The following is a 26098-nucleotide window of genomic DNA, read 5'->3' on the forward strand; positions in this document are numbered from 1 at the left end:
CCGGCTGGTGGTCAGAGGTTGTAGCCACCCGATACCTCGATGTCCTGGGCTGTGATCCAGCGGCTCTCGTCCGAGACCAGTGTGGCGATCACCGCGCCGATGTCACCGGGTTCGCCGACCCGGCCGAGCGCGGTCTTCGCGGCGAGGGCCGGGACGACCTCGGGGAACCGGGTGAAGGCGTCGCCGCCGAGCCGGGTGCGGGTCGGGCCGGGTGACACGGAGTTGACGCGGATGCCCCGCGTGCTGAACTCCTTGGCCATGTAGCGGGTCAGCACGACCAGGCCGCCCTTCATCGAGGCGTAGGCCGAGTAGCCGGGCTCCAGGCCGGCCGTCGCCACCGAGCTGCTGCTCGTGTTGACGATGGCCCCGCCGTCCGCCATCAGGGGAAGCAGCCGCTGCGTGAGGAAGTACGGCCCTTTGAGCAGGACCCGCATGAGCCTGTCGAAGGTCTCCTCGGTCATGTCCTCGATCAACGACGTCTCGGCGGCGCCGGCGTTGTTCACGAGGTAGTCGAAGGTGTCGCGCCGCCAGACATCGCGCAGCACGTCCGCCACGGTGTCGCGGAGGGCCGCGAAGCCGCCGGTCTCGCCGACGTCCAGCGGCAGTGCGACGGCCCTGCCGCCCTCCTTCTCGATGGCGGCGACCGTCTCCAGTCCTCCTCGCCGATTGCTGCCGTACGTCAGGATGACTCCGGTTCCGCGCCTGGCGATCTCGATGGCGGCGCTCTGTCCGATACCGGAGCTGGCGCCCGTGACGATGGCGACCTTCATCGTTCTTCTCCTGTGTTCGGTGGATTCGGGGTGCTATGCGGCGGAGGTCGGGCTCAGGACGCGGTCGAGCCATTCCGTACGCGTCCGTCGGGCCGTGGCGGAGATCCGCGCCTGCGGATAGAGGGCGTCGAACCCGTGGAATCCGCCCGCCCAGACGTGCAGCTCGGCCTGGCCGCCGACCGCCCAGATGCGGGTGGCGTAGTCGGTGTCCTCGTCGCGGAAGACCTCGGCGGAGCCGGTGTCGATGTACGTGGCCGGCAGGCCCGAGAGGTCGTCCGCCAGCGCGGGCGAGACGTACGGAGGCACCGCGTCTCCGGTGAGGCCGCCGAGGACGCAGCGCCAGCCGAACTCGTTCATCTCGCGGGTCCAGACGCCGGGCCCGCCGGAATACTGGCGGCTGGACGTGCTGGCGTTGCGGTGGTCGAGCATGGGGCAGATCAGCATCTGCGCGGCGATCGGCGGCGTGCCGCGGTCGCGGGCCAGCAGGGTGAGCCCGGCGGCGAGGCCGCCGCCCGCGCTGGCGCCCGCGACGACGATCCGGGCGGGATCCACGCCCAGTTCGGCGGAGTGCTCGGCGATCCAGAGCAGCCCCTGGTAGCAGTCGTCGACCGGGGCGGTGCCGGTGGCCTCCGGCGCGAGGCGATACTCCACGGAGACGACGACCGCGCCGAACCGGTCGAGCCACTCCAGCGGGATGTCGAGCTGTCCGAAGCGGTCGCCCATGACCATCCCGCCGCCGTGTATCCAGTAGACGCAGGGCGCGGAAGCGGCGCGGGCGGCGCCGGCGGGGCTGAAGACCGACAGGGCGATCGCGGCGCCGTCCGGGGCGGGCACGGTGACCTCGCGCCGGTCGACCTGCCGGTGCGCGAGAAGGGCGTCGAGAGGGGGCGAGGGGAGCCGGCGCAGCTGGGTGAGCGCTTCCATGTCGAGCTCGGACATGAGGGGCATGTCGGCCAGCAGCTCACGCAGTTCGGGGTCCAGGGCGGGTCGGGCGGGGGTCATGGTCACTGCCTTTCTCGGGGTGATACCGGATGAGAGGGTCGCCAAGCGGGTCAGAAGGCGGCCTTGCCCCGCACCGGCACGTAGTCGGCGTACTCGGACTCCTTGGCCAGCAGCCCGCCGATGCGCGCCACGATGGACTGCGCGGCCTCGCCGGCGAAGATCCGGTGGTGGTCCTCCTCGCTGGTCCAGCCCTCGATGACGTGGACGACGTCGGGGTCGGACGCGGAACGGGAGACCAGGTAGACGACGCAGTGCTCGCTCGCGCCGGGGCTGCCTTCGTCCAGGCCGGTCAGCAGCAGATCGACCAGACGGTCACCCATTCCGGGCCGGGCGGTCAGGGTGGCGGCGAAGCCGTACTCGGCGGTCATGGAAGCCTTCTTCCTCTGTGGTGGAGTGAGGTGATTCCATTGAACCGGCTTGACCTGCGAAAACGTTAGAACGATGCTCCCCTGTGCTTGCACGATCCTCTCGAATGCGGGAGCTAAGCGCGGAATCGTGCTGCAATGGCCGTATGCGCCTCGAAGAGCTCCGTACGCTGCTGGCCCGGCATGCCCGGCCCGACGGGACCACCGCCATCGACGGCGTCCTCGTCTCCAAAGTCGACCGGTCGGATCCGCCGGCACCCTCCATGTCCGGTTCGGTGCTGGCGGTGATCGCCCAGGGCGCCAAACGCCTCGCGCTGGGCGACCGGGTCTTCGAGTACGGCGCTGGGCAGTATCTGGTCGCGTCGGTCGACCTGCCGGTCACCGGGCAGTTCACCCAGGCGTGCCCGGAGCAGCCCGCGCTGGGCTTTGGCCTCATCCTGGAACCGTCCGCCGTCGCCGAGTTGCTGCTGCGAGCCGGGCCCGGAGACACTCCCCCCGGCAGCGGAGGCGCGGCACCGGGGATCGCCGTCAGCGACGCCCCGGCTCCGCTGCTCGACGCGGTGGTCCGGCTGCTGCGCCTGCTCGACGAGCCCCGTGACCGGGCCGTGCTGGCCCCGCTGGTCAAGAGCGAGATCCTGTGGCGAGTGATCACCGGGGAGCAGGGCGCCACGGTCCGCCAGCTCGGCCTCGCCGACAGCGGCCTCAGCCACATCTCCCGGGCCGTGCGCTGGATCCGCGAGCACTACGCCCAGCCGTTCCGGGTCGAGGACCTCGCGCGGCTGTCCGGCATGAGCGTCTCCGCCTTCTACCGCAACTTCCACGCGGTGACCGCGATGAGCCCCATCCAGTTCCAGAAGCAGATCCGGCTGCAGCAGGCCCGGCTGCTGCTCGCCACCCACCCGGGCGACGTCACCGGAGTCGGCCACCGCGTCGGCTACGACAACCCGTCGCAGTTCAGCCGTGAATACCGCCGCCAGTTCGGCGCGCCCCCCAGCCAGGACGCCGCCCGCCTGCGGCGCGGCACACCCGGCCCCGCAGGAGTGCTTCCCGCGCCCGGCCCCGCGGGAGTCCTTGCCTGAGCCGTCTCGCGCGATGCCGGAGGTCTTCGCACAACGCGAGGACCCCGCCGGGCGGGTGCCCGGCGGGGTCCTCGGAGTGTCGTGGTGTCAGGCGCGTCGGCGCGCGCCGTCCGTACCGATGGGGGTCAGGCGCAGACCTCTCGGACGACGCCCGCGAGGTGGTCCGCCACGGTCCTGGCCTGCTCCTGTGACTCGGCCTCGACCATGACCCGGATCATGGGCTCGGTGCCGCTCGGCCGGATCAGCACCCGCCCGGTCTCCCCGAGCTCGGACTCCGCCTCCGCGACGGCCGCCCGCAGCTCGGGCGCCGAGGCCTTGGACCTGGCCACGTCCCGCACGTTGACGAGCACCTGCGGCAGCTTCGTCATCACCGACGCCAGATCGGCGAGAGAACGGCCCTGCCGTGCCACCTCCGCCATCAGGTGCAGCGAGGTGAGCAGGCCGTCGCCGGTCGTGGCGTGATCCAGCATGATCACATGACCGGACTGCTCGCCGCCGAGGTTGTAGCCGCCGTCCTGCATCGCCTCCAGGACGTACCGGTCGCCGACCGTGGTCTCCACCACGGACAGGCCGGCCTCCCGCAGAGCGATCTTGAACCCGAGGTTGGACATCACCGTGGCGACGACCGTGTCCTTGGCGAGGCGGCCGTCGGCATGCATCGCCAGGGCCAGGATCGCCATGATCTGGTCGCCGTCGATCTCCTCGCCCGCGGCGGTCACCGCGAGGCAGCGGTCGGCGTCGCCGTCGTAGGCGATGCCGAGGTCGGCGCCGCGTTCGACGACGGCCTCCCGCAGGGGGGCCAGGTGGGTCGAGCCCACACCGTCGTTGATGTTCAGCCCGTCGGGTGCGGCGCCGATGGTCTCCACGGCCGCGCCCGCGCGCAGCAGCGCCTCCGGAGCGACCATGTGCGCCGCGCCGTGCGCGCAGTCGACGACGACCCGCAGCCCGTCGAGACGGTGGGGCAGGGTGGTCAGCAGGTGCGAGACATACCTGTCCGCCTCGCCGTACGCCTCCCGGACCCGGCCCACGGCCGGGCCGACCGGGCGGTCCCACTTCTCCCCGAGCCGCTGCTCGATCTCGTTCTCCACCGCGTCGGGCAGCTTGTAGCCGCCCCGCGTGAAGAACTTGATGCCGTTGTCGGGCGCGGGGTTGTGCGACGCCGAGAGCATGACACCGAGGTCGGCGCCCAGGGCGTTGGTCAGGTACGCGACCGCCGGGGTGGGCAGCACACCGAGTCGAAGGACGTCCACGCCGGACGACGCGAGGCCGGCGACCACGGCGGCCTCCAGGAACTCTCCTGAAGCTCGCGGATCCCGGCCTACGACGGCGATCGGGCGGCCGCGCCGCCCGACACTGGCGTGGAACGCCCCGGCGTCTCCGAGCACGTGCGCGGCGGCCACGGAGAGATCCATGGCCAGTTCCGCGGTGAGGTCGCGACCGGCGACCCCACGTACCCCGTCGGTGCCGAAGAGGCGCCCCCCGGAGGAGGCGCCTACGGGCTCCCGCGCCACGTTAGCGCTTGCTGTACTGCGGAGCCTTGCGGGCCTTCTTGAGGCCGTACTTCTTCCGCTCCGTGGCGCGGGCGTCACGGGTGAGGAAGCCGGCCTTCTTCAGCGGCGGGCGGTTGACCTCGGCGTCCAGGATGGCGAGCGCGCGGGACAGGCCCATGCGCAGGGCGCCGGCCTGGCCGGTCACGCCACCGCCGTCGATGCGGGCGATGACGTCGAAGGCGTCCTCGGCCCCGAGGACGACGAACGGCTCGTTGATGAGCTGCTGGTGCACCTTGTTCGGGAAGTAGCTCTCCAGCGAGCGGCCGTTGATGGTCCACTTGCCGGTGCCCGGCACGATGCGGACCCGGGCGATGGCCTCCTTGCGGCGGCCGGTGCCGTACGAGTTGCCCGTGGTGACGGGCTTGCGCGCGGCGCCCTCGCCGGCGGGGGCCGACTCGCTGGTGTACTCGGAGGGGAACTCCTCCGGGGAGTAGTCTTCCGGCTCGCCCTCGACGAGCGTCTCGATACCGGTGGGCTCGGCCACGGTTCTCCTCTTAACTTTCCTGGCTCGCGATTACTGGGCGATCTGGGTGATCTGGAAGGCCACCGGCTGCTGGGCCTGGTGCGGGTGCTCGGCACCGGCGTAGACCTTCAGCTTCTTGGCCATCTTCCGGCCCAGGGAGTTCTTGGGAAGCATGCCCCGGACGGCCTTCTCGACGGCCCGGTCGGGGCGCTTCTCCATGAGCTCGCCGTAGCTGACGGCGCGCAGACCGCCGGGGTAACCCGAGTGGCGGTACGCCTTCTTCTGCTCCAGCTTGTTGCCGCTGAGAGCGACCTTGCCGGCGTTGATGACGATGACGAAGTCACCCGTGTCGACATGCGGGGCGAAGATCGGCTTGTGCTTCCCGCGGAGCAGGGTCGCCACCTGGCTGGCCAGCCGACCGAGCACGACGTCGGTCGCGTCGATGACGTACCACTGACGTTCGACGTCGTTGGGCTTCGGTGAGAACGTGCGCACGGCAGTGCCTTCTGTCGGAATGTGAACTCTCGGTAGGTTGCGCAGGCACGGCGACAACCTCCGTCTCCACATGTACGGGAGAAGACGCCGGACGCGCCGTGCACCGGTCTGCGGGCAGACCGGTCCACACACAACGAACTCGCAGACTACCGCCCTCGTTCCGCGTGGTCAAAACGACGGACGGAAGGGGTGTCTGGAACGACACAATTGAACGTTCATCAAATCCATCCCCATGCGCCTCTTCTTCCCCCCTGCCGCAGGTCCCTATATTTGACGGCGGCATGTGGCAGACCCCTCACAAAAGGAATACCCTTCGGGGCCCCTTCCGGGTGACTCAGATGGGTTTGCTGGCGTGCGCCGTCGCCGTCCTTCTCACCGGCGTCGTCATCGGCCGGGTGACCGCCGCCCCGGACCGCGTCGGGAACGTCTACCTGCGCGAGTCGCAGCCCGGGCCGCCGTCTCCCAGCGCGGACGCCCTCGCCACGGCGCGGCGGGACCGGCCGCCCCTCGAACCCGTGGCGCGCACGGAGGCGCCCCAGGTCACCGCCAGTGCGACCCCGGTGCCCAGATCCCGGCGGGAGCGGCCGTCGACCATGATCGACGGCTCCGGCGGCGGCTCGTCGTACACCACCACGCTCACACCGGAGACCGGCGGGGAAAGCGGCTCCTACGGTGAGGACCCGATGCGCTTCGCCTCGATGGAGGCCGAGCTCGTGCGCCTGGTGAACATCGAGCGCCGCAGGCACGGATGCGGGCCGCTGCGCGTGGACCCCCGTCTGGTCACCTCCGCCCGCGCGCACTCGGAGGAGATGGCGGCGGGCAACCGGTTCCGGCACACCTCGCCGGGAGGAGCCACCCCCTGGGACCGCATGGGGGCCGCGGGCTACCGCGACGGCGGGGCCGAGACGATCGCGCGTGGCTACGACACCGCCGAGCAGGTCGTACGCGGCTGGATGGCCGGCCCGACAGACCGCGCCACGCTGCTCAACTGCCGCCTGGTCGCGACCGGGGTCGGCGTGAGCGCGGGCCCCGGAGGTCCGTGGTGGACCGAGGACTTCGGTTATTCCTGACCCTTCCTCATCTGTCCATATCGCCGACTAATCTCAGCGCCATGGGTTATCCCGGCGACCAGCAACCACCTCGCCAGCCGCACTTCCCCCCCGATCCCCGCAGGCGGGACCTGCCGCCGTACGGAGCAGGGGACGACTCGCCCCGCTCGTCCTCCCGCCGCGAGGCGCCCTACGGCGGCGAGCAGCCTCCGTACGGGGACCGTGATCAGGGGCGGGAGCAGGGGCGGGAGCAGCCGCTCTACGGAAACCGCGAGCAGCCGCCGTACGCGGGTCGGGAGCCTTCGCCGTACTCCGGCCGCGACCAGTCGCCGTACGCCCCGCGCCGGGAGGCCGGCCCGGGCGGGCCGGGCGGGCCGTACGACCCCGTGAGCGTGCCCCGGCTGGGCGAGATCGGCCCGGACCAGGACCAGGAGAACCGGGAGATACGGCGCGAGGCCGCCGTTCCGCGGGTGGCGCCCCCGCCCGAGCCCCAGTGGGATCCCGACGACCGCGGCCCCCTGTGGCGCCGTCCCTGGGTGCTCGGCCTCGCCCTGCTGGCCCTGATCGGCGCGCTTCTCACCGGTCTTTGGTACGCCGCCCACAACGAGGAGCCGCCCCCGCCGGACCCCGGCCCCACGGCCCGTCCCACACCGCTCGTGTCCGACCGCCCGATGACCAAGTACGGATACGCGGCCTCGCGGGCGACCGACAAGAGCCCGCTGTCGCTGCGAGAGGTCTTCGGCAAGGCCAAGCCGGTCAACAACAAGCGGGCGTACGTCCGCACGGCGACGCGCAAGGAGAAGAAGTGCGCGGACGGCGTCACCGGCGAGAAGATCACGAAGGCGCTCAAGACGGCCGGCTGCACGCAGTTGCTGCGCGCGAGCTTCGCGGACGCCAAGGGCACGATCATCGGCACCGTGGGGGTCGCCAACCTCAGGACCTCGGCGATGGCGAAGAAGGTCGCCTCCGCCGGAGCCGGCGACGAGCGCAAGGACTTCCTCAAGCCGCTCCCCGGCAAGGACGAGGCCACCAAGCACCTCGGCAGCGGTGAGGCGTCGGCGGGAGGCTGGACTTACGGGCACTACGCGGTGCTGTTGTGGTTCCAGTTCAAGGACGGCCACAAACCCACCAAGAGCGAGCTCAAAAAGCTGTACCAGGCGGCGACGGACATAGCCGACGCGTCTGTTTACCCTGCCCTCGACACGCGTGCGCTCAACGGCGGTCCCAGTTGAGACGACACGTTCACTGAGGTGAGGGCGGCGCGGGCCAGTCCGGGAAGGCAGACCGAAACCCCCATGAAGGCACGCCGATCGCGTCCGCGCCGTTACGCTTCCGGCTATGCGTGGCAAGGATTCCGGTTCCGAGCACGAACGTGACACGGCGTGGGCTCGCAGCGAGGCGGACGCCGACGGCTCGGCGACGGCACCCGCGACGCCACCGCCGAGCTTCGGGCAGACGCCGCCGTCCGGCCACGGCCGGGCGGAGCCGGACGAGGACTCCGCCTGGGCTCCCGACGCCGCCCGCGCGGCGGGCGAGGGAGACCCGTGGACGTCGCCGGCCGTCCCCTATCCGACCCGGTACGGCTTCCAGGGCGGCCTGCGGGCGCAGGGCGGCTACGACGACGATGACGACCCGGAGAACACGAACAGGTTCAGGGCCATCCCGGCCTCTGACACCCCACCGGCCGAGGGCGGTGGCGTCCCCGCCCACGGCGCTCACCTCGTCCCCCCGGGCGCACAGCCCGGCCCGCACGGCGGTCACCTCGTCCCCCCGGGCGCACAGCCCGGCCCGCACGGCGGTCACCTCGTCCCCCCGGGCGCACAGCCCGGCCCGCACGGCGGTCATCCCGTCCCACCCGGCCCGCACCCCGGCGCGCACGGCGGTCATCCCGTCCCACCCGGCCCGCACCCCGGCGCGCACGGCGGTCATCCCGTCCCACCCGGCCCGCTGAACCCGTCCGGCCCGGAGCCTGTCCCGCCGGGCACGCATCCGCTTCCGCCCGGCGGTCACCCCGGCTCCCAGGCCGGCCCTCAGCCGGGCACGCAGTACGGCCCATACGGCGCCCACCCGCTTCCGCCGGGGGCGCAGCCCGGCCCTCCCGCCCCGCAGCACGGCATGCCCGGCATCCAACATGTCCCGCCCGGTCCGCAGCCGGACGCCGGGGCTCTTCCCGCGCCGCGCCGTCCGCGCGACGCAGAGGAGAACCTGGGCCGGCCCGTTCCCGGCGGACCGTACACGGGCCCGCACCCTGGCCCGCAGCCGGATCCGGGGGCAGGACCGTACGCGGGCGGCCCGGCCGCGCCGCACCCCGCGCCGCACTCCGAGCCGGGCTTCGGCTGGGTTCCACGGCAGCCCGCGTCAGGGCCGGACCTGCCTCCGTGGCAGCAGGGTGGGGACCCGCCGTCCTGGCAGCCTCCCGCGCAGGGAGGCCCACCGGCCTGGCAACCTCCAGCCCAGGGGGGACCGACGCCCTGGCAGCCTCCTGTGCAGGGCGGACCACCGGCATGGCAACCTCCAGCCCAGGGCGGGGGCTCACCTGGCTGGCAGGGAGCGGCCCACCCCGGCCCGGTCCCGCCCCAGCAGAACCCCGGCGCGTCCGAATGGCAGTCTCCGGAGGGCGCCGAGCCCCCGTCGTCGTCTCAGCCGCCGCAGGAGCCCCAAGCTCCCTGGTGGCGGCAGGTGGGCCCCGACGGGACGCAGGCGTACCCGCCCGAGGGCTCACGGTCCGACGAGCCCTCACCCGGGGTGCCGTCGTTCGCCGCATGGACGCCGGACCCTGTGGAGGGGCAGTCGGCGGAAGACGCGAGGTGGGTGCCTGGAGACCCCGGTCAGCCGGGAGCCCAGAGCGTGCCCTCGCAATCGGCGGAGCCTCGTCAGGCACAACAGGCGGAACCGGCGCGGGACGTCGGCGGCGGCGCCGCGCCTGTCCCCTCATCGTCCCCGGACTCGACCGCCGCGCCGGACACCCCGGTGTCCGCACAGCCCGGCGACGCGCTCCGGGCACCGGCTTCGGGCGAGCCGGGCGACGCGTACGGCGAGGCCCACGCCTCCTCCGCCGCGTCGATCCGCCCCGGGGAACCCGGTGACGTGCCCGTGTGGCCGCCGAGGCTGCCGGGTGAGCCCGATACCCAGGGAGAGGGCCGCGCCGGGAGTTCGTGGCCGCCCTCAAGCGTCTACCGGGGCACCCACGAGAGCGGCCCATCCGGTGCCGTCGGCAACGACAACGATCAGAGCGGTGATCGGAGCGGCGGAAACGGACCGACCGGCGCCTCCCCCGTCCCCGGGCGACCCGGCATTCCCGGTGACCAGGCTGCCCCATCCGGCGAGCTGAGCGGGCGGGCCGGTCGGCACTCCGGCACGGGCGGGGCGAACGATCAGCACTACGCCGCCTCACCGAGCGGCCTCGCCGATCGCACGGACGGCTGGGCGGGGGACGCGTCCGGTGAGCTGAGTGTGCCGAGCGACCAGCACCACGACGCCGGAGCAAGCGACGCCCCCGGCCGCACGGACGGCCCGGCGGATGGCACGGCGGGCGACGCGGCCTCGGCCGCCGGCGCCCTGACCGGCGATCCCGGCTCGGGTCCCACGCCGCACCTTCAGGGCGCCGGTGACCGGCCGTCCTCCCAAGACAGGGACGACGCGGGCAGGGACGAGGCCGGCGGAGACGAGTCGGGCAGGAACGAGGCCGGCGGGAACGCCTCCTCGCCCTACGACGCCCTGCCGCCCGGAGCCACCGAGCCCTACGACGCCCTGCCGCCCACCACCGCCGCCGACGACGGCGCGGGTGCCGCATCCGGCCCGTACGCCCTTCCGGCGGGGCCGCCCGCGGGCTTCGGAGCGGAGATCGGCCAGGCGGTGACCCCGATCGAGGGGTTCCCGATGCCGGGCGGGCCGTACGAACCCGGTCAGCAGGCCGCGCACGCGGGTGGTCAGCACGGCGCGCACCACGACCAGGGCGGCCCAGGCCCGTACGGCGGCCCGCCGCCCTCCCCGCAGGAGGGGACGTGGCCGGTTCCCCCGCCGTCCCCCGAGGGCCCCTACACCACAACGTCGCAGCCGCCCGGTCAGGCGCCGAACCACCTCCCGGGCCAGATCCCGGGCCTGCTTCCGGGCCAGATCCTCAATCTGCCTCCTGGCTACGCACCGTCCGGAACGTCCCCCGGGGACGCTCCGCCCGCCGCGCCGGACCCCGGCACGGCACCGTACGACGCGCCGCCCGTGAGCCCGTCCGAGACCGACGACGCTCAGCGGGCGGCCTCCCCCGACACCGATTCAGGACAGATGCCAACGACATCCCCTACAACCGGCTCCTCCACTCAGCCGAACGGCGAGACCCCGTTCGCGTTCACGCCGGTGACCCCGGCCAGTGCGGGCAGGCCCGCCCCTCCGCCCGGGTTCGGGCCGCCCCCGGCAGCGCCCGGCAGCAACCTGCCCGCGACGCTCGGGTCCGCCACCCCTCCCCCCCAGGGCGGGAAGGTCAAGCGGATCCTGATGGCCGCCGGCGCTGTGGTCGTCGTGGGCGCGATCGGCACCGCGGCCTACTTCGCGTACGCGGGCGAGCCGGAAAGCGGCCCGCAGCCCCGCACATCGCCGGTCGGCGCCGCTCCGTCCCCCGCGGCGCCGCAGCCGAGCGCCGCGGTCGCCTCCACCATCCTGGACACCGAGCAGACCGATCCCCGGACCCTCAAGCCCGGTGAGGCCTTCCCCGACGAGAAGGTGACGCTGGACGGACGCACCTACCGCCGCGTCAAGGTCGACGTGACCGACGACTGCGGCAAGGCGGCCGCGGGCGCGTTCGCCACGGCCCTCACCGACCAGCAGTGCCGGCGGGTGCTCAGAGCCACGTACGTGGACGGCAAGCGCGACTACGCGGTCACCGCGGGCATCGCGGTGCTGCCCAGCAAGGTGGCGGCGCTCGCGGTGGACCGGGAGAAGAACCTCGGCGCCAACGTCTGGTTCCGCGGCCTCAACGGCACGCAGGCGAGCGGGGCCGACAAGGTGACGATCTCCGGCGGCTACGCGGCGGGGATGGTCTGGGGGCGCTACATCGTCTTCAGCTACGCCACCTACGCCGACGGGCACACGCCGGACGCCAAGGACACGGGCCTCGGCCAGATCAGCGGCGCCTTCCGCGACCACATGACCAAGGTCATCCAGAAGCGCGCCACCCGCTGAGCCCGGCGGGGCGTCAGGCGGTCGGCGTACGCACCCGGCGCGTGGCGGCGGCGCGCCGGGCCAGCTCCCCGGGCTCCGGGTAGCGCACCTCCTCCAGCGTCAGCCCGTGCGCGGGCGCGACGTGCACCCCCGAGTCCCGTACGGCTGTCGCCAGCACCTCGCCGGGCCACTCGACGGGCCGCCTGCCCTCCCCGACGGTCAGCAGCGAGCCGACCAGCGCCCGGACCATCGAATGGCAGAAGGCGTCGGCGACCACGGTGGCGAGCAGGATGCCGTCCTCGCCCCTGACCCAGTCGAGCCGCTGCAACTCGCGGATCGTGGTCGCGCCCTCCCGCCTCCGGCAGAACGCGGCGAAGTCGTGCTCCCCCAGCAGGCGGGCGGCGGCGGCGTTCAGCAGGCCGACGTCGAGCGGCCGGGCGTACCAGAGCACCTCGCGCCGCCGCAGCGGATCGACCCCGCCCGGCGCGTCGCCGACGCGGTAGCCGTACCGGCGCGACAGCGCGGAGAAACGGGCGTCGAAGCCCTCGGGCGCCACGCTGACGGCGTGCACCCGCACATCCGGAGGCAGGACACCGGCCAGCCGCCGCGTCAGCGTAGCGAGCAGCTCAGCGCCGCGCTCGCGCCAGACCCCCTCCGGGTCCTCGGGAGCGGGCCCGCGCCCGGACGAGACCGCGACGGTCGCGGCGAGCGGCACGTCGACGTGCGCCACCTGTCCCCGCGCGTGGACGCCCGCGTCGGTGCGGCCCGCGACGGTCAGCGACGGCGCGGGATCCAGGCGCAGGATCCGGCCGAGGGCGTCCTCGATCTCCCCCTGCACGGTCCGCCGCCCCGGCTGGCGGGCCCATCCCGAGAAGTCGGTGCCGTCGTAACCGAGGTCCAGCCTCAGCCGTAGTTCTCGCTCCACGACATCCCTCGTGCCGGTCCGGAAAACGAAGAACGGGCCCAGCGCCCCCGGAAGGGAAACTGAGCCCGCTCACGGAGCCTGTCGGATCAGGCCTCGTCCTTCTTCTCACCCTGTGCCGACTCCTCGGCGGCCTCGGGAGCCTCGGCCGTCTCGTCCTGAGCCGCGGGCGTCTCCTCGACGTCCGCCTCCACCGGAGCGGCGGCGGGCGCGGCCTGCGCGGCCGGAGCCGTACGGGTGGTCCGCACCGGGTTGAGCTGCTCGGTCACCAGCTCGATGATCGCCATGGGGGCGGCGTCGCCCTTGCGCGGGCCGAGCTTGGTGATCCGGGTGTAGCCACCGGGACGCTCGGCGAACGTCGGCGCGATCTCGGTGAAGAGGTGGTGGAGGACGCCCTTGTCACGGACGACCGTCAGCACCTGGCGACGGTTGTGGATGTCGCCCTTCTTCGCCTTGGTGATCAGCTTCTCCGCGAGCGGGCGGAGGCGCTTCGCCTTGGCCTCGGTGGTGCGCACCCGGCCGTTCTCGAACAGCGCGGTGGCGAGGTTCGCCAGGATCAGCCGCTCGTGGGCCGGGCTGCCGCCGAAGCGGGGGCCCTTGGTGGGCTTGGGCATGTGATGCTCCTCATGGATAACCCGCCCCGGCCGTGTCAGGTACCGGGGTCGGGCCGACCGGCGTACCGGTCGTGACTGTCATCGCCGTTTCGTGCCGCCTCGCGGGGCGGCACGAAACGGTGGTGCCGCTGCTGGAGAACGGGCGATCAGTACTGCTCGGTCTCGATGAACCCGCCGTCCTCGTCGTCGTACCCGCCGCCGGCCACGGCGGAGGGGTCGAACCCGGGCGGGGAGTCCTTGAGAGCGAGGCCCATCTCGTGCAGCTTCTGCTTGACCTCTTCGATCGACTTGGCGCCGAAGTTGCGGATGTCCAGCAGGTCCTGCTCGCTGCGGGCGACGAGCTCACCCACGGTGTGGATGCCCTCGCGCTTGAGGCAGTTGTAGGAGCGAACCGTGAGGTTGAGCTCCTCGATCGGCAGCGCCAGGTCGGCCGCCAGAGCGGCGTCCGTCGGCGACGGGCCGATGTCGATGCCCTCGGCCTCGACGTTGAGCTCGCGAGCCAGGCCGAAGAGCTCGACCAGGGTCTTGCCGGCCGAGGCCACCGCGTCGCGGGGCTTCATGGACGGCTTGGTCTCGACGTCGAGGATCAGGCGGTCGAAGTCCGTGCGCTGCTCGACACGGGTGGCCTCGACCTTGTAGGTGACCTTGAGGACCGGGGAGTAGATCGAGTCGATCGGAATGCGCCCGATCTCCTGGCCCGGCTGCTTGTTCTGCGCGGCGGAGACGTAGCCGCGGCCGCGCTCGACGGTCAGCTCCATCTCCAGCTTCGCCTTGCCGTTCAGCGTGGCGATGTGCAGGTCGGGGTTGTGCACCTCGACACCGGCCGGCGGCGCGATGTCGGCCGCGGTCACCTCACCCGGACCCTGCTTGCGCAGGTACATCACCACGGGCTCGTCGTGCTCGGACGAGACGACCAGCGACTTGAGGTTCAGGATGATGTCGGTGACGTCTTCCTTGACCCCGGGCACGGTCGAGAACTCGTGCAGCACGCCCTCGATGCGGATGCTGGTGACCGCCGCCCCCGGAATGGAGGACAGCAGCGTGCGCCGCAGCGAGTTGCCGATGGTGTAGCCGAAGCCCGGCTCCAGCGGCTCGATGATGAACCTGGACCGGTGCTCCTCGAGCGACTCCTCCTGGAGGCTCGGGCGCTGTGCGATGAGCATGTGGTTACTCCTGACCGGGATCCCCCGTGTCGCTCCGAACGAGGGGTCCCTCGGTTACGGCGACGCCCGCTATTTGACGCCGCTCGCCTACAACCAATGATGCCGTACGGCCGGGAATGCGCCGGGCCGTACGGCGTCATGAGGTCGCCGGGCTCTGCTACTTCGAGTAGAGCTCGACGATGAGCTGCTCCTGGACCAGCGTGTCGATCTGCTGGCGAACCGGGAGCTGGTGCACGAGGACGCGCAGGTTCTCGGCGGAGGCGCCCAGCCACGCCGGGACGGTCTTGTCACCGGCGGTCGCGCGGGCGACCTCGTACGGGAGCAGGTTGCGCGACTTCTCGCGGACCTCGACGATGTCGTGCTCGCGCACGCGGTACGACGGGATGTCGACCTTCTTGCCGTTCACCAGGAAGTGGCCGTGGCGCACCTGCTGGCGGGCCGCGTCCCGCGACTCGGCGAAGCCGGCGCGGTAGACCACGTTGTCGAGACGGCTCTCCAGGATCTGGAGGAGGTTCTCACCCGTCTTGCCGGCCTTGCGGTTGGCTTCCTCGTAGTAGTTGTGGAACTGCTTCTCGAGGACGCCGTAGATCCGGCGGGTCTTCTGCTTCTCACGGAGCTGGAGCTGGTACTCCGACTCCTTCGGACGGCCGCGGCCGTGCTCACCCGGCGGGTACGGCCGGATCTCGATGGGGCACTTGGCGGACTCGCACTTCTTGCCCTTGAGGAAGAGCTTCGTCTTCTCACGACGGCAGAGCTTGCAGTCCGGACCCGTGTAACGAGCCATTTCTCTCTACTCTCCTGAGCTCAGACGCGGCGGCGCTTGGGCGGACGGCAGCCGTTGTGCGGGACCGGGGTCACGTCCTGGATGGACCCGACCTCGAGGCCGGTCGCCTGCAGCGACCGGATCGCGGTCTCACGGCCGGAACCGGGGCCCTTGACGAAGACGTCGACCTTCCGCATGCCGTGCTCCATGGCGCGGCGGGCGGCGTTCTCGGCCGCCATCTGCGCGGCGAACGGGGTGGACTTGCGGGAGCCCTTGAACCCGACGTGGCCGGCGCTGGCCCAGGAGATCACGTTCCCGTTCGGGTCGGTGATCGATACGATCGTGTTGTTGAACGTGCTCTTGATGTGGGCGTGCCCATGAGCGACGTTCTTCTTTTCCTTGCGGCGCACCTTCTTCGGTGCGCCCTGGCGGCTCTTCGGCGGCATTTAAGCGCTGTCTCCTGGAATGTGGCTGCTTGCCCCATCCCCTGGACCTTCCTAACCGGTGTGACCGGCGAGATCCTCGGGCCGGGGCCTAAGGACTACTTCTTGCCGGGCTTCTTCTTGCCGGCGACGGTCTTCTTCTTGCCCTTGCGGGTGCGCGCGTTCGTCTGCGTCCGCTGACCGTGGACGGGCAGGCCCTTGCGGTGCCGGATGCCCTGGTAACAGCCGATCTCGATCTTGCGCCGGATGTCGGCCTGGACCTCGCGCCGGAGGTCACCCTCGATCTTGTAGTTCGCCTCGATGTAGTCACGCATCGGGATGATCTCGGCGTCCGTGAGCTGGTGGACGCGCAGATCGGGGCTGATGCCGGTCGCGTCAAGGATCTCCTTGGCGCGGGTGCGGCCGATTCCGAAAATGTAGGTGAGAGCGATCTCCAGCCGCTTGTCGCGGGGGAGGTCGACGCCAACCAGGCGAGCCATGGTCGGGCATTCTCCTTCGATGTGGCGGAGGTCTTACGCCTCGCTTCCCCTCCCATGCCCGGGCGAGGGCCCCGGCCTCCGACCGGGGGTCTCCCGCGTGGTACGGCTTTCGCCGCCTGCGCGGGTGCGAGACGCGACTACAGTGTGGCCCTCACGCGGGTCGAGCCCGTCACCTGGACGGACTCACCTGCGGGCCTGGTGGCGACGTGTCTGAGAGACTCAGCCCTGGCGCTGCTTGTGGCGCAGGTTGTCGCAGATCACCATGACGCGACCGTGCCGGCGAATCACCTTGCACTTGTCGCAGATCTTCTTGACGCTCGGCTTGACCTTCATAGTCCTTATTCGTTCCGCATACGGGCCCGTCCTTCGACGGAGGGGCCTACTTGTACCGGTAGACGATCCGCCCACGGCTGAGGTCGTAAGGGCTCAGTTCCACGACCACCCGGTCATCGGGAAGGATCCGGATGTAGTGCATCCGCATCCGCCCGCTGATGTGGGCCAGGACCTTGTGACCGTTGTCGAGCTGCACCCGGAACATGGCGTTCGGGAGCGACTCAATAACAGTGCCCTCAATCTCGATGGCGCCGTCTTTCTTGGCCATGGCCCTCGCGTTTCGCTGATCGGATCGTCAGAGGCTTCGGAACACTAAGCAGCCGCGACCTTCGGGCGCTTCCAGAGAGCGGCGACCAGCAAGGCCGCCTGAGCGCGAAAGGTCATAGTGAACCGACAAAGGAGTGTACGACAACCCGGGCCGAAATGCGAAACGACGGCAGGGGTCGCGACACAACCAGATGACAGGGTACCCCCGGAGAGGGCGTACGGCCAATGCCCGGCGCGGGTCAGCGACGGCGCTGGGGCTTGGCGACGGCGCCGATGAGAGTGCCGGCGAGGAGGACGGTGCCCCAGGGGCCCATGACCCAGAGCGGCCAGGGATAGACGAAGTGCCCCGAGGTGACCCCGATGGTCAGCCAGACCACCCAGTTCACGGCGGTGATCCCCGCCCAGCCGGCCCACGCGGCCTTCAGCGCGGTCCGCGCCTTGTCGTCACGCCGGGCGGGCAGCGGCTGCGCGCTCTCGGCCGCGGCGGGCAGGCGGTTCAGGTCGATCTCGGGCAGGTCGGCGGTCAGGGTGGCCAGCTCGCCGTACGTGCGGCTCCGGTAGAGCTGCTCCAAGCGCTCGTTGAACTCCTCGACGCTGAGCCTGCCCTCGGCCACATGCTCCCGCAGAGCCGCGGCGACCCGGTCCCGGTCGCCGTCCGAGGCCCGCATGTCGGGCGTAGCCGCCATCACCATCTCCCGGTCATCGGAACGTTACGCCCCATTATGGTTCACGCACCGTCCGGGCGGGCCGATCAGGGAGTGGTGTCTCCGGTCTCTGGGGTCACCCCTGCCCCGGCTTGGGGGAACCGGGAGGCGCCGCCGTCCAGCGCGGTGAGCACGAGCGGGCCGTCCTCTGTCACCGCGACACTGTGCTCGAAGTGGGCGGAGGGCCGGCCGTCGATGGTGACGACCGTCCAGTCGTCGTCGAGCACGCGGGTCCTGTCGGTGCCGAGGTTCACCATCGGCTCGATCGCGAAGCACATGCCCGCCTCGAACTTGGGACCGCGCCCGGGACGGCCGTGGTTGGCCACCCAGGGGTCCATGTGCATCTCCGTGCCGATCCCGTGCCCGCCGTACTCCTGGGGGATGCCGTAGCGGCCCTGAGAGCGCACGTAGCGCTCGACCTGGAAGCCGATGTCGGACAGGTGCCCGCCGACCCGCAGGGCGGCGATGCCGGCCCACATGGCCTCCTCGGTCACCCGCATGAGCTCGGTCAGCGCCGGGTCGACCTCTCCGATCCCCACGGTGATCGCGGAGTCGCCGTGCCACCCGTCGAGGATGGCGCCGCAGTCGATGGAGATGATGTCGCCCTCGCGAAGCTTGCGGCGGTCGGTGGGGATGCCGTGGACGACCTCGTCGTTGACGGAGGCGCAGATCGTGGCGGGGAAGCCCTGGTAGCCCTTGAACGAGGGGATCGCGCCCTCGTTCCGGATGGCCTCCTCGGCGACGACGTCGAGATCCAGCGGCGTCATGCCGGGCTGCACGGTCGTCCGAAGCAGCTCGAGCGTACGGGCGACCACCAGGCCGGCCGCGCGCATCTTCTCCACCTGCGCGGCGCTCTTGAGCTGAATGCCGTGTCTGTTCTTCTTGAACACGTAACGCACCCCCTCTCGAAATTGTCCCATATAAGCCTGAACGCCACCCCATGATCTGGAGTGGCGTTCCCGGCCGTGGTAACGACTCAGTCGGCGAACCGCCGCAGCGCCGACATCGCCCGGTGCGTGATCTCCTCGACCGGGCCGGTCGCGTCGACGCCCTGCAGGATGCCCTCATCCGCGTAGAAGGAGATGAGTGGCGCCGTCTGCTCCTGGTAGACCTCCAGGCGCCGCCTGATGGTCTCCTCGCGGTCGTCGTCCCGCTGGAAGAGCTCGCCGCCGCAGGCGTCGCAGACGCCCTCCGTGGCGGGCGGGTCGAACACCAGGTGCCACACCTTCCCGCAGGAGCGGCAGGTGCGGCGGCCCGCGAGGCGCCGTACGACCTCGTCGTCCTCGACGACCAGGTTGAGGACGACGTCCAGCGAGGTGCCGAACTCGGCCAGCATCTTCTTGAGGACCTCGGCCTGGGGCACGTTGCGGGGGAAGCCGTCGAGAAGGAAGCCCTCCTTGGCGTCGTCCTCCGAGAGCCGGTCACGGACCATGGCGACCGTCACCTCGTCGGGGACGAGGTCGCCGCGGTCCATGTACTCCTTGGCGAGCCTGCCGAGCTCCGTGCCGCCGGAGACGTTGGCACGGAAGATGTCGCCTGTCGAGATTTTCGGGATCGACAGGTGCGATGCGATGAACTGGGCCTGCGTCCCCTTACCCGCTCCGGGGGGCCCCACCAGGACGACGCGCACTATCTCAGGAAGCCCTCGTAGTTGCGCTGCTGGAGCTGGCTCTCGATCTGCTTGACCGTGTCCAGACCCACACCAACCATGATCAGAATGCTGGTCCCTCCGAACGGGAAGTTCTGGCTCGCTCCGGCCACCGCCAGCGCGATGATCGGGATGAGCGAGATGACACCCAGATACGGAGCGCCTGCGGCCGTGAGCCGCGTGAGCACGTAGTTGAGGTACTCGGCGGTCGGCCGGCCCGGACGGATGCCCGGGATGAACCCACCGTACTTCTTCATGTTGTCAGCCACTTCCGGGGGGTTGAAAGTGATGGACACGTAGAAGTACGTGAAGAAGATGATCAGCAGGAAGAACACGGCCATGTAGATCGGGTGGTCGCCCCGCACCATGTTCTGGGCCAGCCACTCGATCACGGCGTTCGGCTGGCTGCTGTTGCCGAACAGCGTCACCAGAAGCTGCGGCAGGTACAGCAGCGACGAGGCGAAGATGACCGGGATGATGCCGGCCTGGTTCACCTTGAGCGGGATGTAGGTCGAGGTTCCGCCGTACATCCTGCGGCCGACCATCCGCTTGGCGTACTGCACCGGGATGCGGCGCTGCGCCTGCTCGATGAAGACGACGACGCCGATCATCACGACACCGACGACCATCACCACGACGAACTTGAACGGGCTGAGCCGGTAGATGTTGATCAGCTCGGACGGGAAGACGGCGATGACCTGCGTGAAGATCAGGATCGACATGCCGTTGCCGACGCCCCGGTCGGTCACGAGCTCGCCCAGCCACATGATCACCGCGGTGCCGGCGGTCATCGTGATGACCATGGTCACGAGCGGGAAGATCTCCTGGCTGAGCAGGACCTGCTCCTTGCAGCTCGGGAAGAGCTGCCCGCTGCGGGCCAGCGCGATGAACGCGGTCGACTGCAGCACCGCGAGCCCGATGGTCAGGTACCGCGTGTACTGTGTGATCTTCGCGGTGCCCGCCTGGCCCTCCTTCTTCAGGGCCTCGAGCCGCGGGATGACCACGGTCAGCAGTTGCAGGATGATGCTGGCGGTGATGTAGGGCATGATGCCCAGTGCGAAGACTGAAAGTTTCAGCAGGGCTCCGCCGCTGAACAGCTGCACCATCCCGTAGATGTTGCCGGCGTCCCCTGCCTGGGCCTGGTCGAGACACAGGGCGACGTTCTGGGCGTTGACGCCCGGAGTGGGAAGCACCGAGCCCAGCCGGAACAGCGCGATGATGCCCAAGGTGAAGAGCAACTTGTTGCGCAGGTCCGGCGTCCGGAAAGCCCGGGTAATCGCGGTCAGCACGGTCCCTCCTGCGCGCCTGTGACGCGGTAACGGTCGGCGATGGGCCACGAGGCGTCCATCGACGAAACTACTTGCCAAAGAGCTTGTTCGGCCACGGTCGGAGCCGTGTGCCAGGCGAACTCTAACGCACTACGGGCGCGGAGGCTCATAACGAACCTCCGCGCCTCGTGCAGCCTCATGCCTACAGCTCGGAAACCGAGCCACCGGCCGCGGCGATCTTCTCCTTCGCGCTGGCGGAGAAGGCGTGCGCCTGCACGTTCACCGCCACGGAGATGTCGCCGGTGCCCAGCACCTTGACGGGCTGGTTCTTGCGAACCGCGCCCTTGGCCACCAGGGCGTCGAGCGTGACGTCGCCGCCCTGGGGGAACAGCTCCCCGAGCCTGTCCAGGTTGACGACCTGGTAGGTCGTCTTGAACAGGGCGTTGGAGAAGCCCTTCAGCTTCGGCAGCCGCCGCTGGAGCGGCACCTGGCCACCCTCGAAGCCCGGCATCACGGAGGTGCGGGCCCTGGTGCCCTTGGTGCCGCGGCCGGCCGTCTTGCCCTTGGACGCCTCGCCGCGGCCCTTGCGGGTCTTGGCCTTGTTGGCGCCGGGGGCAGGACGGAGGTCGTGGATCTTGAGCGGAGCGTTCTCGGTCATGACTAGTCGACCTCCTCAACCTCGACGAGGTGCGACACCTTGGCGACCATGCCCCGGATCTCCGGGCGGTCCTCCTTGACGACGACGTCGCCGATTCGCTTCAGGCCCAGCGAACGCAGCGAGTCACGCTGGTTCTGCTGGCCACCGATCTTGGACCGGGTCTGAGTGATCCTCAGCCGTGCCATCGTCAGCTCACCGCCTTGGCGGCCGCCGCGGCCTCGGCGAGACCCTCCGCGCGGGCCTTGAGCATCGCCTTGGGAGCGACGTCCTCGATCGGCAGGCCACGGCGGGCGGCGATCTCCTCGGGCCTGCTGAGGCCCTTCAGAGCCGCCACGGTGGCGTGCACGATGTTGATCGGGTTGTCCGAGCCGAGCGACTTGGACAGCACGTCGTGGATCCCCGCGCACTCCAGGACCGCGCGCACCGGACCACCCGCGATGACGCCCGTACCGGGCGAGGCCGGACGCAGGAGGACGACGCCGGCGGCGTCCTCGCCCTGCACCGGGTGCGGGATCGTGCCCTGGATCCGCGGGACCTTGAAGAAGTGCTTCTTGGCCTCCTCGACGCCCTTGGCGATGGCCGCGGGCACCTCCTTGGCCTTGCCGTAGCCGACCCCGACGAGGCCGTTGCCGTCGCCGACGATGACCAGCGCGGTGAAGCTGAAGCGCCGGCCGCCCTGGACGACCTTGGCCACACGGTTGATCTTTACGACGCGCTCGATGTACGAGACGCCCTTGTCTGCGGCGCCACCGCGGCGGTCATCACGACGGTCACGCCGCTCGCCACCGCCGCCGGCACCGCGACGCGGAGCTGCAGCCATCAGTGGTTCCTCTTCTCGTTGCTCTTGGGACGGGCCGCCGGTCGCGGCCTCCGGACCGGAGCCATCAGAACTCCAGCCCGCCTTCACGGGCGCTGTCCGCGAGAGCGGCGATACGCCCCGCGTAGCGGTTGCCACCGCGGTCGAACACGACAGCGGTGATCCCGGCGCTCTTGGCCCGCTGAGCGAGAAGCTCGCCGACCTTCTTCGCCTTCTCGGTCTTGTCACCCTCGGACCCGCGCAGCGAGACGTCCATGGTGGAGGCGCTCACCAGCGTGTGGCCCTGGGTGTCGTCGACGATCTGCACGAACAGGTGACGCGTGGACCGGTTGACGACCAGACGCGGACGCTCGGTGGTGCCGAACACGTTCTTGCGGACGCGGTTGTGACGGCGGGCCCGGGAGACCGTGCGGGCGGCCGTGTGCTTGCCGAACGCAGTCTTTCCAGCCATGCCTACTTACCAGCCTTTCCGACCTTGCGGCGGACAACCTCGCCCTGGTAGCGCACACCCTTGCCCTTGTACGGGTCGGGCTTGCGCAGCTTCCTGATGTTCGCGGCGACCTCGCCGACCTTCTGCTTGTCGATGCCGTCCACGTGGAACAGGGTCGGCCGCTCGACGCGGAAGGTGACGCCCTCGGGAGCGTCGATGATCACCGGGTGACTGAAGCCCAGCGAGAACTCCAGCTGCGTCGGGCCCTTGGCCGCGACGCGATAACCGACGCCGACGATCTCCAGCGTCTTCGTGTAGCCCTGCGTGACGCCCGCCACCATGTTGGCGATGAGCGTGCGGGACAGGCCGTGCAGCGCCCGGACCTTGTTCTCGTCGTTCGGGCGGGAGACGGCGATGTTGCCGTCCTCACCGCGCGAGACCTCGATGGGCTCGGCGACCGTGTGCGTGAGCGTGCCCTTGGGTCCCTTGACCTGGACCGCCCGGCCGTCGATCGTGATGTCGACACCCGCCGGTACGGGGATGGGCAGCCGTCCGATTCGCGACATGCTGGGTTCCTCCCCTCGTTACCAGACGTAGGCGAGGACTTCCCCGCCCACTCCACGCTTGCTCGCCTGCCGGTCCGTCATGAGACCGCCGGACGTCGAGATGATCGCGACGCCCAGGCCGCCCAGAACGCGGGGCAGGTTGTCCTTCTTTGCGTAGACCCGCAGACCGGGCTTCGACACCCGGCGCAGGCCCGCGATGGAGCGCTCGCGGGTGGGGCCGAACTTCAGCTCCATCACGAGGTTCTTGCCAACCTTCGCGTCCTCGACGCTCCAGCCCTGGATGTAGCCCTCCTGCTGGAGGATCTCCGCGATGTGTGCCTTGATCTTCGAGTAAGGCATGCTCACGGTGTCGTGATAGGCCGAGTTCGCGTTCCGCAGACGCGTCAGCATGTCTGCGATCGGGTCGGTCATCGTCATGGCCGGTGGCCTTCCTCACCGCGGTTTCCCGATGGGACCTTCGGTGCGGTCGTGGGCGCTGTGGTCAGCGCCCGGTTGATAAGACTTCTGTACGGCTGGCCCGGGAGGGCTTACCAGCTCGACTTGGTGATGCCGGGCAGCTCGCCCCGGTGCGCCATCTCGCGGAAGCACACACGGCAGAGCCCGAACTTGCGGTAGACAGCGCGGGGACGGCCGCAGCGCGAACACCGAGTGTACGCCCGGACGTCGAACTTCTGCTTGCGCGCTGCCTTGACCTTCAGCGACGTCTTCGCCATGATCAGGCCTCCTTGAAGGGGAAACCGAGGAGCTTCAGCAGCGCCCGGCCCTGCTCGTCGTTCTTCGCGGTGGTCACGACCGTGATGTCCATGCCCCGCTGCCGGTCCACCTTGTCCTGGTCGACCTCGTGGAACATGACCTGCTCGGTGAGGCCGAAGGTGTAGTTGCCGTTGCCGTCGAACTGCTTCGGCGACAGGCCCCGGAAGTCCCGGATACGCGGCAGCGCCAGGGACAGCAGGCGGTCGAGGAACTCCCACATGCGGTCGCCGCGCAGCGTGACGTGCGCGCCGATCGGCATGCCCTCGCGCAGCTTGAACTGCGCGATGGACTTGCGGGCGCGGGCGACGGCCGGCTTCTGGCCGGTGATCGCGGTCAGGTCGCGTACGGCGCCCTCGATGAGCTTCGAGTCGCGAGCGGCCTCGCCGACACCCATGTTCACCTTGATCTTGGTGATCGTGGGCACCAGCATGATGTTCTCGATGCCGAACTCCTCGCGCAGCTTCGCGATGATCTCCTCGCGGTAGCGCTGCTTGAGGCGCGGAAGGGTGCGCTCTTCAGTGGTGGCGGTCATCAGCTGTCCTCACCCGTCGCCTCGGCGTCGCCCTTCGCGGCGGCCTTCTTCTCGGGCTTCTTCTCGTCATCCTTGAGCTTCTTGACGTTGCTCACGTGGATGGGAGCCTCCATGGTCTGCACGCCGCCTTCCTTGGCGCCGCGCGGTCCCTGGTTGGTGACCTTGGAGTGCTTCTTGATCATGTTGACGCCCTCGACCACCACGCGCTCCCTGTCCGGGTAGGCGGCGATGATCCGGCCCTTGGCGCCCTTGTCCTTGCCGGCGATGACAAGGACGAGGTCGCCCTTCTTCACGTGCAGCTTCGGCATCACAGCACCTCCGGCGCGAGCGAGATGATGCGCATGAACCTCTTGTCGCGCAGTTCACGGCCCACCGGGCCGAAGATGCGGGTGCCCCGCGGGTCACCGCTGTCCTTGATGATGACCGCGGCGTTCTCGTCGAAGCGGATGTAGGAGCCGTCGGGGCGGCGGCGCTCCTTCACGGTGCGCACCACGACAGCCTTGACAACGTCGCCTTTCTTAACGCCTCCGCCGGGAATGGCGTCCTTCACCGTGCCCACGATGATGTCGCCGATTCCCGCGTAGCGCCGACCCGAGCCACCGAGAACGCGGATGCAGAGAATCTCCTTGGCACCCGTGTTGTCGGCGACCTTGAGCCGCGACTCCTGCTGGATCACGTCTACTCCTGTGTGTCGTGCCGGTTCTCACCCAGCGGTGAGCCTGGCCGAACCTGATGTGGTCTTTTTCCCCCGGCGACAGTCTGCGACCGCCGCCGCGGGCGGACCGGGCCGATGGACGGCCCCGCCCCTTGGACACCGTCATGGGGGGTGGTCTCCCACCCCCCACGAGGCGCGTCTAGATGTGTTACTTGGCCTTCTCGAGGATCTCCACGACCCGCCACCGCTTGGTGGCGGACAGCGGCCGGGTCTCCATCAGGAGGACACGGTCGCCGACGCCGCAGACGTTCTGCTCGTCGTGGGCCTTGTACTTGGTCGTCCGACGGATGACCTTGCCGTACAGCGGGTGCTTGACGCGGTCCTCGACGGCGACGACGACGGTCTTGTCCATCTTGTCGCTGACGACGAGGCCCTCACGGGTCTTGCGGTAGTTCCGCGCCGTACCGGCGGTGGCGTCGGTGGTCGGGGTCTCGGTTGCTTCAGACATCGCTCGGCTCCTTCTCGACCGTGACGATGCCGAGCTCGCGCTCGCGCATCACGGTGTAGATACGGGCGATCTCGCGGCGGACGGCGCGCAGCCGCCCGTGGCTCTCCAACTGCCCCGTCGCCGACTGGAAGCGGAGGTTGAACAGCTCCTCCTTGGCTTCCTTCAGCTTCTGGACCAGAACCTCCTGGTCCTCGACACGCAGCTCCGCGGCGGTCAGACCCTTAGCCATCACGCCTCACCCACTTCACGCTTGACGAAACGGCACTTCATGGGGAGCTTGTGCATCGCGCGCCGCATGGCCTCGCGGGCCACGGGCTCGGCGACGCCGGAAAGCTCGAACATGACACGGCCGGGCTTGACATTGGCGATCCACCACTCCGGAGAGCCCTTACCGGAACCCATGCGGGTCTCGGCCGGCTTCTTCGTGAGGGGGCGGTCCGGGAAGATGTTGATCCACACCTTGCCGCCACGGCGGATGTGCCGGGTCATGGCGATACGAGCGGCCTCGATCTGGCGGTTGGTCACATAGCTGTGCTCAAGCGCCTGGATGCCGAACTCGCCGAAGACGACCCTGGTGCCGCCCTTGGCGGCGCCGCTGCGGTCGGGCCGGTGCTGCTTGCGGTGCTTGACCCTGCGCGGGATCAGCAT

Annotated in this window: 35 protein-coding genes; 4 read left to right on the forward strand and 31 right to left on the reverse strand. The window is 70.2% G+C overall.

The window, feature by feature from the left end:
• Positions 1-11: 11 nt before the first annotated feature.
• Genes F5972_RS03005 through F5972_RS03015 form a run of 3 tightly spaced genes read right to left on the reverse strand, consistent with a single transcriptional unit; the run spans position 12 to position 2140 of the window.
• Positions 12-770, reverse strand: a complete 759-nt coding sequence (locus tag F5972_RS03005; RefSeq protein ID WP_150930807.1) for an SDR family NAD(P)-dependent oxidoreductase — start codon at positions 768-770, stop codon at positions 12-14.
• A 33-nt stretch (positions 771-803) separates the two neighbouring features.
• On the reverse strand, positions 804-1772 hold the full coding sequence (locus F5972_RS03010; RefSeq protein ID WP_150930810.1) for an alpha/beta hydrolase: 969 nt from the start codon (positions 1770-1772) through the stop codon (positions 804-806).
• Between the two features lie 50 nt (positions 1773-1822).
• Positions 1823-2140: a putative quinol monooxygenase gene (locus F5972_RS03015; protein ID WP_150930812.1), complete on the reverse strand. Its 318-nt coding sequence runs from the start codon at positions 2138-2140 to the stop codon at positions 1823-1825.
• 143 nt (positions 2141-2283) lie between these two features.
• Between F5972_RS03015 and F5972_RS03020 the strand changes: the two genes are divergently transcribed.
• On the forward strand, positions 2284-3216 hold the full coding sequence (locus F5972_RS03020; protein WP_150930814.1) for an AraC family transcriptional regulator: 933 nt from the start codon (positions 2284-2286) through the stop codon (positions 3214-3216).
• Between the two features lie 125 nt (positions 3217-3341).
• Here F5972_RS03020 and glmM read toward each other — a convergent pair whose 3' ends face one another.
• The 3 genes from glmM to rplM are packed head-to-tail and all read right to left on the reverse strand — an operon-like array spanning position 3342 to position 5724.
• Positions 3342-4727, reverse strand: a complete 1386-nt coding sequence (glmM, locus tag F5972_RS03025) for a phosphoglucosamine mutase (RefSeq protein ID WP_150930816.1) — start codon at positions 4725-4727, stop codon at positions 3342-3344.
• Position 4728: 1 nt separating this feature from the next.
• On the reverse strand, positions 4729-5250 hold the full coding sequence (gene rpsI, locus F5972_RS03030; RefSeq protein WP_150930818.1) for a 30S ribosomal protein S9: 522 nt from the start codon (positions 5248-5250) through the stop codon (positions 4729-4731).
• Between the two features lie 30 nt (positions 5251-5280).
• Positions 5281-5724 carry a 50S ribosomal protein L13 gene (rplM, locus tag F5972_RS03035; RefSeq protein WP_150930820.1) on the reverse strand — a complete coding sequence of 148 codons (444 nt, stop codon included), beginning with the start codon at positions 5722-5724 and terminating at the stop codon, positions 5281-5283.
• A 338-nt stretch (positions 5725-6062) separates the two neighbouring features.
• Here rplM and F5972_RS03040 point away from each other — a divergent pair, with 338 nt between their 5' ends.
• From F5972_RS03040 to F5972_RS03050, 3 genes are all read left to right on the forward strand, one after another.
• Positions 6063-6794, forward strand: a complete 732-nt coding sequence (locus tag F5972_RS03040; protein WP_191909913.1) for a CAP domain-containing protein — start codon at positions 6063-6065, stop codon at positions 6792-6794.
• 41 nt (positions 6795-6835) lie between these two features.
• Positions 6836-8005 (forward strand): hypothetical protein, encoded by a 1170-nt coding sequence (locus tag F5972_RS03045; protein WP_150930823.1) that lies wholly within the window; start codon positions 6836-6838, stop codon positions 8003-8005.
• A gap of 106 nt (positions 8006-8111) precedes the next feature.
• Positions 8112-11948, forward strand: a complete 3837-nt coding sequence (locus tag F5972_RS03050; RefSeq protein WP_150930825.1) for a hypothetical protein — start codon at positions 8112-8114, stop codon at positions 11946-11948.
• Positions 11949-11961: 13 nt separating this feature from the next.
• Here the strand turns inward: F5972_RS03050 and truA are convergent, their stop codons facing one another.
• The 25 genes from truA to rplP form a co-directional block, all read right to left on the reverse strand.
• Positions 11962-12852, reverse strand: a complete 891-nt coding sequence (gene truA, locus F5972_RS03055) for a tRNA pseudouridine(38-40) synthase TruA (RefSeq protein ID WP_150930826.1) — start codon at positions 12850-12852, stop codon at positions 11962-11964.
• An 86-nt stretch (positions 12853-12938) separates the two neighbouring features.
• On the reverse strand, positions 12939-13463 hold the full coding sequence (gene rplQ, locus F5972_RS03060) for a 50S ribosomal protein L17 (protein ID WP_150930828.1): 525 nt from the start codon (positions 13461-13463) through the stop codon (positions 12939-12941).
• A gap of 146 nt (positions 13464-13609) precedes the next feature.
• The gene (locus F5972_RS03065; RefSeq protein WP_030508347.1) at positions 13610-14626 is read right to left on the reverse strand and encodes a DNA-directed RNA polymerase subunit alpha; all 1017 of its coding nucleotides are present in this window, start codon (positions 14624-14626) and stop codon (positions 13610-13612) included.
• 157 nt (positions 14627-14783) lie between these two features.
• Entirely contained in the window at positions 14784-15410 is a 627-nt protein-coding gene (gene rpsD, locus F5972_RS03070) for a 30S ribosomal protein S4 (protein WP_150930830.1), read from the reverse strand.
• A 20-nt stretch (positions 15411-15430) separates the two neighbouring features.
• On the reverse strand, positions 15431-15835 hold the full coding sequence (gene rpsK, locus F5972_RS03075) for a 30S ribosomal protein S11 (RefSeq protein ID WP_020542285.1): 405 nt from the start codon (positions 15833-15835) through the stop codon (positions 15431-15433).
• Positions 15836-15930: 95 nt separating this feature from the next.
• Positions 15931-16311, reverse strand: a complete 381-nt coding sequence (gene rpsM / locus F5972_RS03080) for a 30S ribosomal protein S13 (protein ID WP_111699893.1) — start codon at positions 16309-16311, stop codon at positions 15931-15933.
• Positions 16312-16530: 219 nt separating this feature from the next.
• Positions 16531-16644 carry a 50S ribosomal protein L36 gene (gene rpmJ, locus F5972_RS03085; protein ID WP_003956441.1) on the reverse strand — a complete coding sequence of 38 codons (114 nt, stop codon included), beginning with the start codon at positions 16642-16644 and terminating at the stop codon, positions 16531-16533.
• Between the two features lie 46 nt (positions 16645-16690).
• Positions 16691-16912 (reverse strand): translation initiation factor IF-1, encoded by a 222-nt coding sequence (infA, locus tag F5972_RS03090; RefSeq protein ID WP_030508344.1) that lies wholly within the window; start codon positions 16910-16912, stop codon positions 16691-16693.
• A 238-nt stretch (positions 16913-17150) separates the two neighbouring features.
• The gene (locus F5972_RS03095; protein WP_150930832.1) at positions 17151-17597 is read right to left on the reverse strand and encodes a DUF1707 SHOCT-like domain-containing protein; all 447 of its coding nucleotides are present in this window, start codon (positions 17595-17597) and stop codon (positions 17151-17153) included.
• Between the two features lie 65 nt (positions 17598-17662).
• Entirely contained in the window at positions 17663-18505 is an 843-nt protein-coding gene (map, locus tag F5972_RS03100; RefSeq protein ID WP_150930834.1) for a type I methionyl aminopeptidase, read from the reverse strand.
• An 86-nt stretch (positions 18506-18591) separates the two neighbouring features.
• Positions 18592-19245: an adenylate kinase gene (locus tag F5972_RS03105; protein ID WP_150930836.1), complete on the reverse strand. Its 654-nt coding sequence runs from the start codon at positions 19243-19245 to the stop codon at positions 18592-18594.
• Positions 19245-20552: a preprotein translocase subunit SecY gene (gene secY, locus F5972_RS03110; protein WP_150930837.1), complete on the reverse strand. Its 1308-nt coding sequence runs from the start codon at positions 20550-20552 to the stop codon at positions 19245-19247. The genes F5972_RS03105 and secY overlap by 1 nt, the downstream gene beginning before the upstream one ends.
• Positions 20553-20733: 181 nt before the next feature.
• On the reverse strand, positions 20734-21189 hold the full coding sequence (rplO, locus tag F5972_RS03115; RefSeq protein ID WP_150930840.1) for a 50S ribosomal protein L15: 456 nt from the start codon (positions 21187-21189) through the stop codon (positions 20734-20736).
• A gap of 2 nt (positions 21190-21191) precedes the next feature.
• Entirely contained in the window at positions 21192-21374 is a 183-nt protein-coding gene (rpmD, locus tag F5972_RS03120) for a 50S ribosomal protein L30 (RefSeq protein WP_111699899.1), read from the reverse strand.
• Positions 21375-21376: 2 nt separating this feature from the next.
• Positions 21377-22009, reverse strand: a complete 633-nt coding sequence (gene rpsE / locus F5972_RS03125; protein WP_030508336.1) for a 30S ribosomal protein S5 — start codon at positions 22007-22009, stop codon at positions 21377-21379.
• A 64-nt stretch (positions 22010-22073) separates the two neighbouring features.
• The gene (rplR, locus tag F5972_RS03130) at positions 22074-22457 is read right to left on the reverse strand and encodes a 50S ribosomal protein L18 (protein ID WP_111699900.1); all 384 of its coding nucleotides are present in this window, start codon (positions 22455-22457) and stop codon (positions 22074-22076) included.
• Positions 22458-22459: 2 nt separating this feature from the next.
• The gene (gene rplF / locus F5972_RS03135) at positions 22460-23002 is read right to left on the reverse strand and encodes a 50S ribosomal protein L6 (protein ID WP_150930842.1); all 543 of its coding nucleotides are present in this window, start codon (positions 23000-23002) and stop codon (positions 22460-22462) included.
• Between the two features lie 18 nt (positions 23003-23020).
• A complete protein-coding gene (rpsH, locus tag F5972_RS03140) occupies positions 23021-23419 on the reverse strand; it encodes a 30S ribosomal protein S8 (protein WP_111699902.1) in 399 nt (132 codons plus the stop codon).
• Between the two features lie 110 nt (positions 23420-23529).
• On the reverse strand, positions 23530-23715 hold the full coding sequence (locus F5972_RS03145) for a type Z 30S ribosomal protein S14 (protein WP_066368977.1): 186 nt from the start codon (positions 23713-23715) through the stop codon (positions 23530-23532).
• 2 nt (positions 23716-23717) lie between these two features.
• Positions 23718-24287 (reverse strand): 50S ribosomal protein L5, encoded by a 570-nt coding sequence (rplE, locus tag F5972_RS03150; protein ID WP_150930844.1) that lies wholly within the window; start codon positions 24285-24287, stop codon positions 23718-23720.
• A complete protein-coding gene (gene rplX, locus F5972_RS03155; protein WP_150931294.1) occupies positions 24287-24586 on the reverse strand; it encodes a 50S ribosomal protein L24 in 300 nt (99 codons plus the stop codon). The genes rplE and rplX overlap by 1 nt, the downstream gene beginning before the upstream one ends.
• Before the next feature lie 8 nt (positions 24587-24594).
• Positions 24595-24963, reverse strand: coding sequence for a 50S ribosomal protein L14 (rplN, locus tag F5972_RS03160; RefSeq protein ID WP_150930845.1), 369 nt, complete (start codon positions 24961-24963; stop codon positions 24595-24597).
• A 187-nt stretch (positions 24964-25150) separates the two neighbouring features.
• Entirely contained in the window at positions 25151-25450 is a 300-nt protein-coding gene (gene rpsQ, locus F5972_RS03165; RefSeq protein WP_150930847.1) for a 30S ribosomal protein S17, read from the reverse strand.
• The gene (rpmC, locus tag F5972_RS03170; RefSeq protein WP_030508328.1) at positions 25443-25679 is read right to left on the reverse strand and encodes a 50S ribosomal protein L29; all 237 of its coding nucleotides are present in this window, start codon (positions 25677-25679) and stop codon (positions 25443-25445) included. Before rpmC ends, rpsQ begins: the two co-directional genes overlap by 8 nt.
• Positions 25679-26098 (reverse strand): 50S ribosomal protein L16, encoded by a 420-nt coding sequence (gene rplP / locus F5972_RS03175; RefSeq protein ID WP_030508327.1) that lies wholly within the window; start codon positions 26096-26098, stop codon positions 25679-25681. Before rplP ends, rpmC begins: the two co-directional genes overlap by 1 nt.

The organism is Microbispora cellulosiformans, from assembly GCF_008728085.1.
GTDB classification, from domain to species: domain Bacteria; phylum Actinomycetota; class Actinomycetes; order Streptosporangiales; family Streptosporangiaceae; genus Microbispora; species Microbispora amethystogenes.

Coding starts and splice junctions, on each gene's coding strand:
- F5972_RS03040 (WP_191909913.1), top strand. CDS start 6,063: ATGGGTTTGCTGGCGTGCGCCGTCGCCGTCCTTCTCACCGGCGTCGTC.
- rpmD (WP_111699899.1), bottom strand. CDS start 21,374: ATGGCACGGCTGAGGATCACTCAGACCCGGTCCAAGATCGGTGGCCAG.
- rplQ (WP_150930828.1), bottom strand. CDS start 13,463: ATGCCCAAGCCCACCAAGGGCCCCCGCTTCGGCGGCAGCCCGGCCCAC.
- F5972_RS03020 (WP_150930814.1), top strand. CDS start 2,284: ATGCGCCTCGAAGAGCTCCGTACGCTGCTGGCCCGGCATGCCCGGCCC.
- infA (WP_030508344.1), bottom strand. CDS start 16,912: ATGGCCAAGAAAGACGGCGCCATCGAGATTGAGGGCACTGTTATTGAG.
- rpsM (WP_111699893.1), bottom strand. CDS start 16,311: ATGGCTCGCCTGGTTGGCGTCGACCTCCCCCGCGACAAGCGGCTGGAG.
- F5972_RS03045 (WP_150930823.1), top strand. CDS start 6,836: ATGGGTTATCCCGGCGACCAGCAACCACCTCGCCAGCCGCACTTCCCC.
- rpsD (WP_150930830.1), bottom strand. CDS start 15,410: ATGGCTCGTTACACGGGTCCGGACTGCAAGCTCTGCCGTCGTGAGAAG.
- rpmC (WP_030508328.1), bottom strand. CDS start 25,679: ATGGCTAAGGGTCTGACCGCCGCGGAGCTGCGTGTCGAGGACCAGGAG.
- rplP (WP_030508327.1), bottom strand. CDS start 26,098: ATGCTGATCCCGCGCAGGGTCAAGCACCGCAAGCAGCACCGGCCCGAC.
- rplO (WP_150930840.1), bottom strand. CDS start 21,189: ATGACCGAGAACGCTCCGCTCAAGATCCACGACCTCCGTCCTGCCCCC.
- F5972_RS03050 (WP_150930825.1), top strand. CDS start 8,112: ATGCGTGGCAAGGATTCCGGTTCCGAGCACGAACGTGACACGGCGTGG.
- F5972_RS03095 (WP_150930832.1), bottom strand. CDS start 17,597: ATGGCGGCTACGCCCGACATGCGGGCCTCGGACGGCGACCGGGACCGG.
- rplF (WP_150930842.1), bottom strand. CDS start 23,002: ATGTCGCGAATCGGACGGCTGCCCATCCCCGTACCGGCGGGTGTCGAC.
- rplE (WP_150930844.1), bottom strand. CDS start 24,287: ATGACCGCCACCACTGAAGAGCGCACCCTTCCGCGCCTCAAGCAGCGC.
- F5972_RS03145 (WP_066368977.1), bottom strand. CDS start 23,715: ATGGCGAAGACGTCGCTGAAGGTCAAGGCAGCGCGCAAGCAGAAGTTC.
- F5972_RS03005 (WP_150930807.1), bottom strand. CDS start 770: ATGAAGGTCGCCATCGTCACGGGCGCCAGCTCCGGTATCGGACAGAGC.
- F5972_RS03010 (WP_150930810.1), bottom strand. CDS start 1,772: ATGACCCCCGCCCGACCCGCCCTGGACCCCGAACTGCGTGAGCTGCTG.
- rpmJ (WP_003956441.1), bottom strand. CDS start 16,644: ATGAAGGTCAAGCCGAGCGTCAAGAAGATCTGCGACAAGTGCAAGGTG.
- rpsH (WP_111699902.1), bottom strand. CDS start 23,419: ATGACGATGACCGACCCGATCGCAGACATGCTGACGCGTCTGCGGAAC.
- rplR (WP_111699900.1), bottom strand. CDS start 22,457: ATGGCTGGAAAGACTGCGTTCGGCAAGCACACGGCCGCCCGCACGGTC.
- rpsE (WP_030508336.1), bottom strand. CDS start 22,009: ATGGCTGCAGCTCCGCGTCGCGGTGCCGGCGGCGGTGGCGAGCGGCGT.
- rpsQ (WP_150930847.1), bottom strand. CDS start 25,450: ATGTCTGAAGCAACCGAGACCCCGACCACCGACGCCACCGCCGGTACG.
- rpsK (WP_020542285.1), bottom strand. CDS start 15,835: ATGCCGCCGAAGAGCCGCCAGGGCGCACCGAAGAAGGTGCGCCGCAAG.
- F5972_RS03065 (WP_030508347.1), bottom strand. CDS start 14,626: ATGCTCATCGCACAGCGCCCGAGCCTCCAGGAGGAGTCGCTCGAGGAG.
- F5972_RS03015 (WP_150930812.1), bottom strand. CDS start 2,140: ATGACCGCCGAGTACGGCTTCGCCGCCACCCTGACCGCCCGGCCCGGA.